This is a genomic window from Paucibacter soli (assembly GCF_037482845.1).
Taxonomy (GTDB): domain Bacteria; phylum Pseudomonadota; class Gammaproteobacteria; order Burkholderiales; family Burkholderiaceae_C; genus Paucibacter_B; species Paucibacter_B soli.
The window spans coordinates 48,096-60,443 of record NZ_JBBHJW010000007.1; the positions used below are offsets into that span (position 1 = coordinate 48,096).

Here is a 12,348-nt window from a genome sequence, read left to right on the forward strand (position 1 = left end):
GATTGCCAAGCCGGCATGACGCGCCGGTGACGGCCCGGATAATGCCCCCATGCATTTGATGATTCCCTATGCCAGCGCCGTGAGCGACGAGGCGCGGCATTGCCTGCGTGAACTGGCCCTGCCCAATCTCTGCGCCCTGCTGGGGCGTCTGACGCCCGCGCCCGAGTTGCTGGGCGAGGACGAGTACAGCCCGCATACACCGCAGGAGCTCGCGCTGGCGCGGCTGCGCGGTCTGCCGGCAGGCACCTCGTTGCCCACCGCTGCCTGGCTGCGTGAGCAGACGAAGGCGCGCGACGCCCAGGCCTGGGCACTGCTGACGCCCCTGCATCTCTCGGTGGGTACCGACCAGGTCACCGCCCTGGGCCCGCGCCTTCTGGCCCTGGACGAGGCCGAGTCGCGCGCCTTTTTCGCGGCCCTGGCACCGCTGTTCCCCTCCGATGAGGGCTGGGCCTGCGAATTCCTGGCGCCCGATCAATGGCTGATCGCCCATCCCAGCCTCGACGCACTGCCATGCGCCAGCCTGGAGCGCGTGCTTGACCGCAGCGTCAGCCACTGGATGCCCGAGGCGCGCGCGCTGCGTCTCTTGCAAAACGAGATCCAGCTGATGCTGCACGGCCTGCCACTGAACGAGGCGCGCGAAGCGCGCGGCGCCCTGCCGCTGAACTCGGTCTGGATCAGCGGCTGCGGCGTCGGCCGGGGCCAGGTCTTGCCCGCCGAGCTGCAGCAGGAGTTCGGCCTGCGCGAGCCCCTGCTGACGGCCGACTGGTCGGCATGGATGGAGGCCTGGCGCGCGCTCGACGCCGGCCCGCTGGCGGCGCTGCTGCGCGCCTCGGCCACGCAGCCGCTGCGCCTCACGCTGTGCGGCGAACGTCATGCGCGCAGCTGGGCTGGCACGCCCGCCCGGGGCTGGCGCAAGCTCAGGCAGGCGCTGCTGCCGCCCAACGCAGACGCGGCTCTCACACTGGAGGCTTTATGAATCAGCCGCGCCTCGTCACCCGCGATGTGCCGCCCCGCGAGGCCTGGGCGCTGGAACAGGCCGGCATCTCGCCCTTGCTGGCACGCCTGTTCGCCGCGCGCGGCGTGCGCTCGGCCGATGAGCTGGACGACGGGCTCGCCAGGCTGCTGCCGCCCGAGGGCCTGAAGGGCATCGCCGAGGCCGCCGGCCTGCTGGCCGACAGCCTGCTCGCCGGCGAGCGCATCTGCATCGTGGCCGACTACGACTGCGACGGCGCCACCGCCTGCGCCGTGGCGCTGCGCGGCCTGGCACTCTTGGGGGCAAGACCCGACACCCTGCACTATGTGGTGCCGGACCGCGCCGTGCATGGCTATGGCCTCACGCCCACCATCGTCGAGCTGGCGCTGCCGCTGCGGCCGCAGCTGCTGATGACGGTGGACAACGGCATCGCCAGCCATGCCGGCGTGGCGCATGCGCGCGCGCTCGGGCTCAAGGTGCTGGTGACCGACCACCACCTGCCGGCCCTGGTGGACGGCGCGGTGCTGCTGCCCGACGCACACGCCATGCTCAACCCCAATCAGCCCGGCTGCGAGTTCGCGAGCAAGAACCTGGCGGGCGTGGGCGTGGCTTTCTATCTGCTGCTGGCCTTGCGCGGCGAACTGCGCAAGCGCGGCCGCTTCGATGCCAGCAAGCAACCCAAGCTGGATGGCCTGCTCGATCTGGTGGCCCTGGGCACGGTGGCCGATGTGGTCAAGCTCGATGCCAACAACCGCCGCCTGGTGGCACAGGGCCTGCGCCGCATGCGTGCCGGCCGCATGCAACCGGGCATCGCCGCGCTTTTCACCGCGGCGGGCCGCGATGCCGGCCGCGCCAATGCCTTTGATCTGGGCTTTGCGCTGGGCCCGCGCATCAATGCCGCCGGCCGTCTCTCGGACATGACGGTGGGCATCGAATGCCTGCTGTGCGATGACGCCACGCGCGCGCTGGAACTGGCCAAGCTGCTGGACGCCATCAACCGCGAGCGCCGCGAGATCGAGGCCGGCATGCGCGAGCAGGCCGAGGCCCAGCTGGAGGCGTTGATGCCGGCCGGCGATGCGCCCGCCGCGCTGGCCATCTTCGACCCCGCCTTCCACGAGGGCGTGGTGGGCATCGTCGCCTCACGCCTGAAGGACCGCGTGCACCGCCCAGCCTTTGTGTTCGCGCGCGGCGCCGATGGCCAGCTCAAGGGTTCGGGGCGTTCGATCCCGGGCTTTCATCTGCGCGACGCGCTGGACCTGATCAGCAAGCGCCATCCCGAGCTGCTGACCAAGTTCGGCGGGCATGCGATGGCGGCCGGCTGCACCCTGGCCGAGGGCACGTTCGAGCGCTTCAACAGCGCCTTCCAGCAGGTGGCGGCCGAGTGGCTGGACGAACAAGCCCTCACCCGCACCCTGCGCACCGACGGCCCGCTGGCGCCCGAGCTGTTCAACGCCGCCACGGTGCGCGAGCTCGACGCCCAGGTCTGGGGCCAGGCCTTCGAGGCACCGCTGTTCTGCGATCAGGTGCAGATCGTCTCGCAGCGCCTGGTGGGCGAGCGGCATATGAAGCTGCGCCTGCGCCAGGGCGGCCTGCTGCGCGATGCGATCTGGTTCGGCCGCAGTGAGCCGCTGCCCGACCAGGCACGCCTGGCCTACCGCCTGAGCCTGGACGAATACCAGGGTCAGGAGCGCATCCAAATGGTGGTCGAGGCCATGGTCTGAGGCCGGCTCCTAGAATCGGGCGGTGACTCCTATCCTGCATGCCTGTACCAACGCCGATCTGCACTGCCACTCGGTGGTGTCGGACGGCACCCTCAGCCCCGAACAGCTCGCCGCGCGCGCCAAGGCCAATGGCGTGGAGCTGTGGGCGCTGACCGATCACGACGAGCTGGGCGGCCAGGCGCGTGCCCGCGATGCCGCGCTGGCGCTGGGCCTGCCCTATCTGACCGGCACCGAGATCTCGGTGAGCTTTGCCGGACGTGTGGTGCACATCGTCGGCCTGGGTTTCGACCATGAGAACGCCGCCCTGGTGGCCGGCCTGCACACCACCCGCGGCGGCCGCGAGGCGCGTGCCCGCGACATGGCCGCCGGCCTGGCCCAGGTGGGCATCAAGGGCGCTTTCGAGGGCGCCAGCAAGTATGTGGGCAACCCCGAGCTGATCTCGCGCACCCATTTCGCGCGCTTCCTGGTCGACAGCGGTGTCTGCAGCGATGTCTCCGAGGTGTTCCGCCGCTTCCTCACCGAGGGCAAGCCCGGCTATGTGCCGCACCGCTGGGCCGCGCTGGGCGATGCGGTGCGCTGGATCACCGAGGCCGGGGGCCTGGCGGTAATCGCCCACCCGGGCCGCTACGACTTCACGCCCACCGAGGAATACGCCCTCATCACCGAGTTCATCGCCCATGGCGGGCGTGGCATCGAGGTGGTGACCGGCAGCCACACCGCGGCCGAGGCGCAGAAGTACACCGAGACGGCGCTGGAGTTCGGCCTGCTGGCCTCGCGGGGCTCGGACTTCCACAGCCCCAGCGAGAGCCATACCGATCTGGGCCGCCTGCCCGACCTGTCCGGCCGGCTCACCCCCGTGTGGCAGGCATTGGAGCAGCGTGTGCTGCGTCCGCTTGAACCACAATAAGCCATGGCGCAATTCTTCGAAGTCCACCCCGAAAACCCGCAGCAACGCTTCCTCAAGCAGGCCGCGCAAATCCTCCAGTCCGGCGGCGTCGGAGCCATCCCCACCGACTCCAGCTATGCCCTGGTATGCCGGCTGGACGACAAGGCCGCGGTCGACCAGCTGCGCCGCGTGCGCGGCGTGGACGACAAGCATCACCTGACGCTGCTGTGCCGCGACCTCAGCGAATTGGCCAATTTCGCGCGCGTCGACAACCGCCAGTACCGCCTGCTCAAGCTGGCAACACCTGGCCCCTTCACCTTCATCCTGGAAGCCACCAAGGAAGTGCCGCGACGCGTCTCGCACCCCTCGCGCCGCACCATTGGCCTGCGCGTGCCGGACCACAAGGTCAGCCAGGATCTGCTGGCCCTGATGGGCGAGCCGCTGCTGGCCACCACCCTGATTCCGCCCGGCGAGAGCGAGGCGCTGAATGACGCCGCCGAGATCAGCGCGCGCTTCGACCGGGTGCTGCAGGTGATCGTCGACGCCGGCGCCTGCCCGCTACAACCCACCACGGTGGTGGACCTCAGCGGCGACACCGCCCAGCTGATACGCCGCGGCCGCGGCGACCCGGCCACCCTGGGCCTTTCGCAGGAAGCGTGACTTTTGTCCTTAAGCCGCGCCGCCTCATGCCGATAGCCATCAGATCAGGGGTGAGCTGACACGGCACCCCTGCGCTGTACCAACAACAGTCGTCTGGAAACGAAGAAGCCTCCGAAAGGGCAGAGCATGAGTCTGTTGACCCGGCTGCGCATCAGCCAGCGCCTCGCATTGAGCTACGGTCTCCTGATCGTTCTGCTCGTCATCATCGGCAGCTACGGCGCCTACAGCGCCAACCGCCTCTCCAAGGACCTGGATCGCACCGCCAACCAAAGCCTAGTGAAGATCGCGGCGGCGAATTCACTGGAGGGCAATGTGAATGTGGTGGCGCGTGCCTCGCGCGACCTGCTCTTGCTCGATGAGGCGCGCCAGATCAAGAAACAGCAGGCCGCCATCGACGGCGCGCTGCAGGAGAGCGAGAAGCAGCTCGGCAGCCTGCAGGGCAGCATCGACGGCACCAAGGAAAGCGAGCTGCTGGCCCAGGTGAAGGAGCGCCAGGCCAAGTTCTTCGCCGCGGTGGAGAAGTTCCGCAAGGTGCAAAAGGACGGCAGCCCCGACGAGGCGCGCGAAAGCCTGATCACCGATGTGCGCCCGGCCCAGCAGTCCTACCAGGACGGCCTCAAGGGCCTGGTCGACCTGCAGTTCGAGAGCGCCCATGACCTGGCCGTCGCCGGCGGAGAGCTGGCACGCAACTCGGTGCTGGTGACGGTGCTGCTGGTGATCGCCGCGGTGGTGATCGGCGGCGTGGGCGGGCTGGCGATTGCACGCTCCATCGTGGCGCCGGTGAACAAGGCACGTTCGGCCGCCGAGGCGATCCGCGATGGCGACCTCACGCACGACATCAGCACCGAGGGCAGCGACGAACTGAGCCAGATGCTCACCGCGATGCGCGATATGCAGCAGGCGCTCGCTGGCGTGGTCAGCAGCGTCAGCACCGCCGCCAGCGATGTGGCGCAGAGCTCCAGCGCGATCGCGGGCGGCAACAACGACCTGTCGGATCGCACCGCGCGTTCGGCCTCCAGCCTGCAGACCACCGCCGCCTCGGTGGAAGAGATCGCCGCCAACCTCAGCGGCGCCAGCGAGCTGACCCGCAAGGCCGCAGGCATCGCCACCAAGGCGCGCCAGTCGGCCTCGGCCGGCGGCCAGGTGGTGGCCCAGGTGGTGCACACCATGCAGGAGATCAGCGCCAGTTCGCGCAAGATCGGCGACATCATCGGCGTGATCGACGGCATCGCCTTCCAGACCAATATCCTGGCGCTCAACGCCGCAGTGGAAGCGGCGCGCGCCGGCGAGCATGGCCGCGGCTTCGCGGTCGTGGCCTCCGAGGTGCGCGCGCTGGCCTCGCGCTCGGCCGCCGCCGCCAAGGAGATCAAGGTGCTGATCCAGGAATCCTCGGTCAAGGTCGAGAATGGCACCACCCAGGTCAACAACGCCGGCATCACCATCAACAGCGTGGTGGACGAGGTCAACAATATGGGCCAGCTGATCGAGGAGATCTCGCACTCGGCCCAGGAACAGGCAAGCGGCGTGGGCGTGGTGAACCAGGCCATGAACGAGCTGGACCGCAGCACCCAGCAGAACGCCAGCCTGGTCAGCGCGCTGACCCGCTCCACCGAGGAGCTGACCGGTAGCTCATCGCGCCTGCTGGAAGCCGTCGGCTTCTTCCGCACGCGTTGACGCCCCATACAAACCCAAACGAGTCGAAGGAGACCGCACCATGTTCAAGTTCTCGAGCGCCCCGCTGGCGCGCATGGCCCTGGGCCTGCTGGGCGCCCTGCTGATCGCCACGGCCGCGCAGGCGGCGCCCAAGGTGATCAAGAAGGTGCCGCCCGAGTTCCCGGCAGAAGCCTCGCGCAAGGGTGTCAACAAGGGCACGGTGAAGGCCAAGCTGACCATCGAGGGCGACGGCAAAGTCAGCGAGGTGGCCATCGTCGAGGCCGAGCCCAAGCGGGTATTCGACAAGGCCGTGATCAACGCGCTGATGGAGTGGAAGTTCGAAGGCACGGGCGAGAAGCAGAGCCACGAAGTGAAGCTGGTCTTCAGCAACGAAGATTGACTACTTGATTGGGGCTTGCTCCAGCGCCCTGAGCAACGCGGCCCGGTCCCAGCCAATCACCCGGGCACCCCGCACCACAAAGGTCGGCGTGCCGGGCGCCTGCAGCGCGGCATAGCGGTGCGCGCATGCCGCATCCTGCTCGATCAAACACATGCGGTAGGGCACCTGCTCGGCATCCAGCCAGCGCTTGGCGCGCTGGCAGTAGATGCAGCTGCGGCTGGCCAGCATGAGGATGTCGCCCGGCCGGGCCAGTTCGCGCAGTCGCTGCGCCAGCTCGGCCTCGTTCCACTGGCGCGCAGCCTGGCTCAGGCTCAGCAACAGCAGAACCAGCAGCACCAGACCGACAGGGCCCTGCATCAGGGCCGAAATGCGCGCGCTCATGCCGCCATGCTATGCCGGTCGGGCCCGGCGCGCAGCCTCAGACCGCCGCGGTAACGACGATCTCGACCTTCCACTCGGGCTTGGCCAGCTTGGCCTCGACGGTGGCACGCGGCGGTGTATGGCCGGCCGCGACCCAGGCATCCCAGGCCTTGTTCATGCCGGCGAATTCGGCGACGTCGGCGATATAGATCTGGGCGCGCAGGATCTTGGTCTTGTCGCTGCCGGCGAGCTTGAGCAGGCGGTCGATCTGGGCCAGCACATCCGCCGTCTGGCCGGTGATGTCCAGACTCGCGTCCGAGGCCACCTGGCCCGCCAGGTAGACCACGCCGTTGTGCACGGCCATCTCGGACATGCGCGCGCCGACTTCAAAACGTTCGATCATGATGATTTCCTGCCCTTCTTGGCAGCTCTGTGGGAATGCGATGCACCGTGATGGTGGGAATGGCCATGGGCCTGGTAGCCCTCGCCATGCGGGTGCTTCTTGCTGCTGCCCTCGGCAGGCTTGGGCGCGGCCGCCTTCTGGCCCAGCTTGCTCTCGGTGCCATTGAGCAGCTTCTTGATATTGGCCTCATGGCGCCACACCAGCAGCAGGCTCATCAGCGCAATGCTCAGCACCACCGGGCTCGAACCCCAGATCAGCATCTGGTAGAAGGGCGCGAACAGCGCGGCCACGATGGCGGCCAGCGATGAGTAGCGGAAGAAGTAGGCAATGATGAGCCAGGTCAGCAGCGTGGCGCCGCCCAGCCAGGGATTGAGCGCCAGCAGCACACCGGCCGCGGTGGCCACGCCCTTGCCACCCACGAAGCGGAAGAACAGCGGCCACAGATGCCCCAGGAAGGCCGCCAGGCCCACCAGCGCCATCGTGCCCTCGCCCAGGCCATAGCGCTCGCCCCACAAGGCCACCGCCAGCACCGGCAGATAGCCCTTCAGCGCATCGAACAGCAGGGTGAGGATGGCCGCGGCCTTGTTGCCCGAGCGCAGCACATTGGTGGCGCCGGGGTTGCCCGAGCCGTAGCTGCGCGGGTCCGACAGACCCATCAGGCGGCTGATGATGACGGCAAACGAGAGCGAGCCGATCAGATAGGCCAGCAACGTGGCCAGCAGGGAGGGAAGCAGTTCTTGCATGGGGCGCTATTCTGCACTGGCGCGCAGCGCGCATTCGACCGTGCGCGCCGCCAGCAGCCTAGGCAAAACCTGGGGGTCCAGGCCCACCAGATAGCCACGCCGCCCGCCGTTGATGCAGATCCTTGGCAAGGCCAGGATGCCGGCCTCGACGTACACCGGCATGGGCTTGCGCGTGCCGAAGGGCGAGGTGCCGCCCACCAAATAGCCGCTGTGGCGCTGTGCCACCTCGGGCTTGCAGGGCTCCACCTTCTTGCAGGGAATCTGGCGCGCCAACTCCTTCAGGCTGACCTGGCAATCGCCATGCATCAGCACGATCAGCGCTTGGGCGCGCTCGTCCTGCATCACCAGGGTCTTCACCACCTCATGCTCGGGCACACCCAGCTGGCGCGAGGATTCGGCGGTGCCGCCATGCTCGACATAGTCGTAGACATGCTCGGTGAAGGCCACGCCATGCGCGCGCAGGAATTGCGTGCCGGGGGTTTCGCTGACATGGGCTTGCTTCTTGGCCATGGGCGAGATTGTCGCCGCAGCCCACCCGTGTCGAAAGTTTTCTGCTTCACAAAAATATATTATTGTTTTACAGTAATTTCATTCCGTTCACACCGCCTTTCCATGCCCTACGCGACCTCGTCCTTTGCCGGCCTGCCGCGCATCCGCCGGCTGGCCTTCTGGCTGCGCCTGATGTGCGTGCTGGGCGCAGCCGCGGTGCTGCTGACGCCGCTGCTTCTGTGGACCAGCGACGACTGGCTGCTGCAGGTGGCGAGCCATCAATGGGAGGCCGGCCAGCAGCCGCTGAATCTGAACCCGCTCACGCGCGGCCTCGGCCTGGCCAGCGCGGCCCTGCCGGGCACGGCCGCGCTGCTGGCGCTGTGGCAGCTCTGGTCGCTGTTCGGCTGCTATGCGCGCGGCCGGATCTTCAGCGCCGAGCCGGTGCTGCGGCTGCGCCGCATGGGCCTGGCCCTGGTGGCGCTGGCACCCGCGCTGCCGCTCTCGCACACGCTCTCGGTGCTGGCGCTGACCTGGCAGAACCCGCCGGGCCAGCGTGTGCTGGTGGTGGCACTGGCCTTCCACCATTACCTGGCCCTGATGTTCGGCCTGGTGCTGCTGGCGATGGCCACGGTGATGGCCGAGGCCACGCGCGTGGCCGAGGAGAACGCGGAGTTCGTCTGATGGCCATCGTCGTGACCCTGGACCTGATGCTGGCCAAACGCAAGATGCGCTCCAAGGAGCTGGCCGAGCGCGTCGGCATCACCGAGGCCAATCTGTCGCTGCTCAAGAGCGGCAAGGTGCGCGGCGTGCGCTTCGACACGCTGGCGCGAATCTGCGAGGTACTGCAATGCCAGCCGGGCGATCTGCTCGGCTACGAGGCAGGCAGCGACGCATCCAATACGTCTTGAGGGAGTGAGCACATGAGAACAGTTAGCCGTGCGATTTGCACGCTGGGCCTGGCCCTGGTCGGCTGGCAGGCGCCCCGGGCCCAGGCCGCGGTGGAACAGCTTGAGCAGGTGGAGGTCAGGATCAGCCGTGCCGGCCAGCTGATGGACTACGAGCCCATCAATCGCGTGCTGCACGAGCTGCGCCGGCATGGTGAGGGGCTGTTCCGCGTCGACATGAAGCTGCTGGACAAGGACAGCCAGCAGCCCTTTCCGCAGGCCCGCCTGGCGATCGTCAGCGAGACCGTCTACCGGCCGTTTCAAGCGGCGCCGGACGGCACGCTGGAGCTGCCCGTGCTGCCGCTGGAGCAGGCCAAGGGCAGCTCGCTGAGCTCCAACCTGCCCAAGGGCCGCGCCCATGTGCAGGGCACCTTGGAACTCGCGGTGTCAGCTGCCGAACTCGACATGGCGACGGTGCGGCGCATCGTCGCGGTGGCGCAGCGCCTGCGCAGCGAGATGCTGCCCTGGTATATGCGCTGGGCCTTTCCGCAGATCGCCGGCGTGCGCATCTGCAGCGCCACCGCGCACTGGGAACTCGAATGGCGCGAACATGGTCAGCTGCTGGCGCTGCCGCTGGCCACCGACCACCGCGACCCGCAGGCCAAGGCCGGCACGGCCGCACGCCCCTGCACCACCCTGACTGGCCAGGAAGCCTGGCCCGACCATGCACGGCTGCTGGCCCCCGAGGACAGCAAGCTGGGCGTACGCATGCTGGGCAGCATGTTCGGCGGCTGAGATGCCGGCGCTCGCGCCCGTCCAGCGCCCGGCCTGGCTGTGGCCGCTGCTCTTGCTGCTGCACGCCGCGGCCCTGCTGATGCTCGGCCAGGCACAGGGGCCCAAGGCCGCGAAGCCGCTGCACCAACGGCTGACGGTCTGGCTGCTGCAACAGCCGCCGCCGAAGTCGCCGCCCGCCAAGCCAGCGCAAACCCGTTCCATGCCTCGGGCCGAGCCCGCCGCGGCGGCTCCCCCAGTCAGGGCGGTCCCGGAGCCGGTGCCCGCCGCAGCGCCGCGCGCCGCCGAGCCCGGGGAGCCGGCCCCCACGCCGCGCAGCAGCGTGGCGCCGCTGCTGCTGAGCCTGCCGGCCGGTCCGGCCGCGTCGCAAGCCTGGCGCAACCCGGCCCTCGGCGACGCGCGCAGCAACACGCGCCGGCCCAGCCTGGAAGACAAGCTGGCCCAGGCGATGGACAGCGAGGCCGACCGGCCCGACGAGATCATCGGCACGACCAAGCGCCGCGTCCGCTACCGCGGCGGCTGCTACGACATCGAGCAGCCACGCAACGCCCAGCTCGACGCCTTCAACGAAAGCATGCGGCAGTCGCCCGCGCTGACCAAACCCTGCAAGGGCTGGTGATCAGGCGAGCTGCAGCGCGCGCGAGCGCTGCTCCTCCTGCAGGCGCAGCACGCGGCGCTGCACCTTGCCGGTGGTGGTCATGGGCAGCGCCTCGATGAACTCGATGTCCTTGGGGTATTCGTAGGGCGCGAGGCGCCCGCGCACATGGGCCTGCAACGCCGCCACCAGCGCGGGGCTGCCCTGGTGGCCGGGCGCCAGCACCACATAGGCCTTCACCAGCGCGCCGCGCTCGGCATCGGGCTTGGGCACCACCGCGGCGTTCGCGACCGCCGCGTGCTTGACCAGGCAGTTCTCGATCTCGCTGGGGCCGATGCGGTAGCCGGCGGCCTTAAAGACATCGTCACTGCGGCCCTGGTACCAGAGATAGCCTTGCTCATCCATGATGGCGGTGTCGCCGGTGCGGCACCAGCTGTTGCCCGGATCGCCGGTGAACTTGGCCGCGCTGGCCTCGGGCTGCTTCCAGTAGCCCAGGAAGAACACCGGATCGGGGTCTCCATGCAGATCGCAGCGGTGCACCGCCACGTCGCCGGGCTCGCCGGGGGGGCAGATCTTGCCCTCCTCGTCGATCACCGCGACGCGGTGCCCCGGGTAGGCGCGCCCCATGCTGCCGGCTCGCGCCGGCCACAGCAGGCTGCAATTGCCAACCACGTAGTTGATCTCGGTCTGGCCGAACATCTCGTTGACGGTGATGCCCAGCTGCTGCTCGCACCAGCCGAACACCGCATCGCCCACCGCCTCGCCGGCGCTCATGATGGCCTGCAGCCTCAGGGCATAACGCTGACGCGGCGCGGGCACGGCCTTCATCATCGCCTTCAGCGCGGTAGGGAAGAGAAAGCTGTGCGTCACGCCATGCTGCTGCATCAGCTCGAAGGCGCGCTCGGGCGTGAAGCGGCCCTGGTAGGCCACGATGGGGCGGCCGAAGTAGAGCGTGGGCAGCAGCGCGTCCATCAGGCCGCCCGTCCACGCCCAGTCGGCCGGGCTCCAGAACACCGCATGCGTGCCGCGCTCCGGCGCGGCCGGGTCGAAGCCGAACCAGTTCTGGCTCGCCACGAAGCCGCTCAGATTGCCGATCAGCGCGCGCTGCGGAATCAGCGCGCCCTTGGCCGGGCCGGTGGTGCCGCTGGTATAGATCAGCACCGCGGCATCGTCGGCCTTGCGGCGCACGGCCGCGAAGCGGGCATCCTCGGCCTGCAGCGCGGCCATCCATTCCAGCTCATCGGCCGCGGCGCCCTCGCCCACCACCAGCAGCTGGCGCAGCGCCGGGCAGCGCGCGCGCACCTGGCGCAGCGCCGCGAGCGCGCCGCTCTCGACGATGGCCAGCACCGCCGCGCTGTCCTGCAGGCGGAACTCCAGCGCGTCTGGGCCGAACAGCATGGACAGCGGCATGGCCACCGCGCCCAGCTGGTTCACCGCAATCTGCGCCACCGCGGTCTCGAAGCGCTGTGGCAGCACGATGGCCACGCGGTCGCCGGCCTGCACGCCCAGGCGCTGCAAGGCGTTGGCGAGGCGGTTGGCGGCGCGCTGCAGCTGGCCGTAGCTGTACTGCGCGCGGCAGCCGCTGTCGCTCTCGAACAGGATGGCCGGGGCATTGGGCGTCTCGCGCGCCCAGCGTGCGCAGCAGACCTCGGCAATGCTGAACTCCTCAGGCACCTGCCAGCGGAAGGACTGATACAGGGCCGCGTACCCATCGGATCGGGCATCAGCTGGCAGCTCGGAACGCTTGGTCATGGCCCCACCTTCCTCATTCGCGGCAACGGAGGGCACA

At 69.1% G+C, this 12,348-nt stretch carries 15 protein-coding genes; 10 read left to right on the forward strand and 5 right to left on the reverse strand.

Annotated elements, in window-relative coordinates; genetic code table 11:
• Positions 1–49: 49 nt before the first annotated feature.
• The 6 genes from WG898_RS15050 (at position 50) to WG898_RS15075 (ending at position 6,293) form a co-directional block, all read left to right on the forward strand.
• Positions 50–976 (forward strand): hypothetical protein, encoded by a 927-nt coding sequence (locus WG898_RS15050; RefSeq protein WP_339603617.1) that lies wholly within the window; start codon positions 50–52, stop codon positions 974–976.
• On the forward strand, positions 973–2,694 hold the full coding sequence (gene recJ, locus WG898_RS15055; protein ID WP_339603618.1) for a single-stranded-DNA-specific exonuclease RecJ: 1,722 nt from the start codon (positions 973–975) through the stop codon (positions 2,692–2,694). Before WG898_RS15050 ends, recJ begins: the two co-directional genes overlap by 4 nt.
• Positions 2,695–2,725: 31 nt before the next feature.
• Entirely contained in the window at positions 2,726–3,601 is an 876-nt protein-coding gene (locus WG898_RS15060; protein ID WP_444718957.1) for a 3',5'-nucleoside bisphosphate phosphatase, read from the forward strand.
• 3 nt (positions 3,602–3,604) lie between these two features.
• A complete protein-coding gene (locus WG898_RS15065; RefSeq protein WP_339603620.1) occupies positions 3,605–4,240 on the forward strand; it encodes an L-threonylcarbamoyladenylate synthase in 636 nt (211 codons plus the stop codon).
• Positions 4,241–4,366: 126 nt separating this feature from the next.
• On the forward strand, positions 4,367–5,914 hold the full coding sequence (locus WG898_RS15070) for a methyl-accepting chemotaxis protein (RefSeq protein ID WP_339603621.1): 1,548 nt from the start codon (positions 4,367–4,369) through the stop codon (positions 5,912–5,914).
• Between the two features lie 40 nt (positions 5,915–5,954).
• On the forward strand, positions 5,955–6,293 hold the full coding sequence (locus WG898_RS15075) for a TonB family protein (RefSeq protein ID WP_339603622.1): 339 nt from the start codon (positions 5,955–5,957) through the stop codon (positions 6,291–6,293).
• On the opposite strand, the gene WG898_RS15080 is transcribed toward WG898_RS15075, so the two are convergent.
• From WG898_RS15080 to WG898_RS15095, 4 genes are read right to left on the reverse strand one after another with little or no spacing between them, the layout of a single operon-like run.
• Positions 6,294–6,674, reverse strand: a complete 381-nt coding sequence (locus tag WG898_RS15080; protein WP_339603623.1) for a glutaredoxin family protein — start codon at positions 6,672–6,674, stop codon at positions 6,294–6,296.
• A gap of 37 nt (positions 6,675–6,711) precedes the next feature.
• On the reverse strand, positions 6,712–7,056 hold the full coding sequence (locus tag WG898_RS15085; protein ID WP_339603624.1) for a RidA family protein: 345 nt from the start codon (positions 7,054–7,056) through the stop codon (positions 6,712–6,714).
• Positions 7,053–7,799, reverse strand: coding sequence for a glycerol-3-phosphate 1-O-acyltransferase PlsY (gene plsY / locus WG898_RS15090; protein ID WP_339603625.1), 747 nt, complete (start codon positions 7,797–7,799; stop codon positions 7,053–7,055). Before plsY ends, WG898_RS15085 begins: the two co-directional genes overlap by 4 nt.
• A 6-nt stretch (positions 7,800–7,805) precedes the next feature.
• Positions 7,806–8,309: an aminoacyl-tRNA deacylase gene (locus tag WG898_RS15095; RefSeq protein WP_339603626.1), complete on the reverse strand. Its 504-nt coding sequence runs from the start codon at positions 8,307–8,309 to the stop codon at positions 7,806–7,808.
• 102 nt (positions 8,310–8,411) lie between these two features.
• On the opposite strand from WG898_RS15095, the gene WG898_RS15100 reads away from it, so the two are divergent.
• From WG898_RS15100 to WG898_RS15115, 4 genes are read left to right on the forward strand one after another with little or no spacing between them, the layout of a single operon-like run.
• Positions 8,412–8,969, forward strand: a complete 558-nt coding sequence (locus WG898_RS15100; RefSeq protein WP_339603627.1) for a DUF2975 domain-containing protein — start codon at positions 8,412–8,414, stop codon at positions 8,967–8,969.
• The gene (locus WG898_RS15105; protein WP_339603628.1) at positions 8,969–9,196 is read left to right on the forward strand and encodes a helix-turn-helix domain-containing protein; all 228 of its coding nucleotides are present in this window, start codon (positions 8,969–8,971) and stop codon (positions 9,194–9,196) included. Before WG898_RS15100 ends, WG898_RS15105 begins: the two co-directional genes overlap by 1 nt.
• A 12-nt stretch (positions 9,197–9,208) precedes the next feature.
• Positions 9,209–9,967 carry a hypothetical protein gene (locus WG898_RS15110; protein ID WP_339603629.1) on the forward strand — a complete coding sequence of 253 codons (759 nt, stop codon included), beginning with the start codon at positions 9,209–9,211 and terminating at the stop codon, positions 9,965–9,967.
• Between the two features lies 1 nt (position 9,968).
• Positions 9,969–10,583 (forward strand): hypothetical protein, encoded by a 615-nt coding sequence (locus WG898_RS15115; protein WP_339603630.1) that lies wholly within the window; start codon positions 9,969–9,971, stop codon positions 10,581–10,583.
• Here the strand turns inward: WG898_RS15115 and WG898_RS15120 are convergent, their stop codons facing one another.
• Positions 10,584–12,311: an acetate--CoA ligase gene (locus tag WG898_RS15120; protein WP_339603631.1), complete on the reverse strand. Its 1,728-nt coding sequence runs from the start codon at positions 12,309–12,311 to the stop codon at positions 10,584–10,586.
• Positions 12,312–12,348 lie beyond the last annotated feature (37 nt).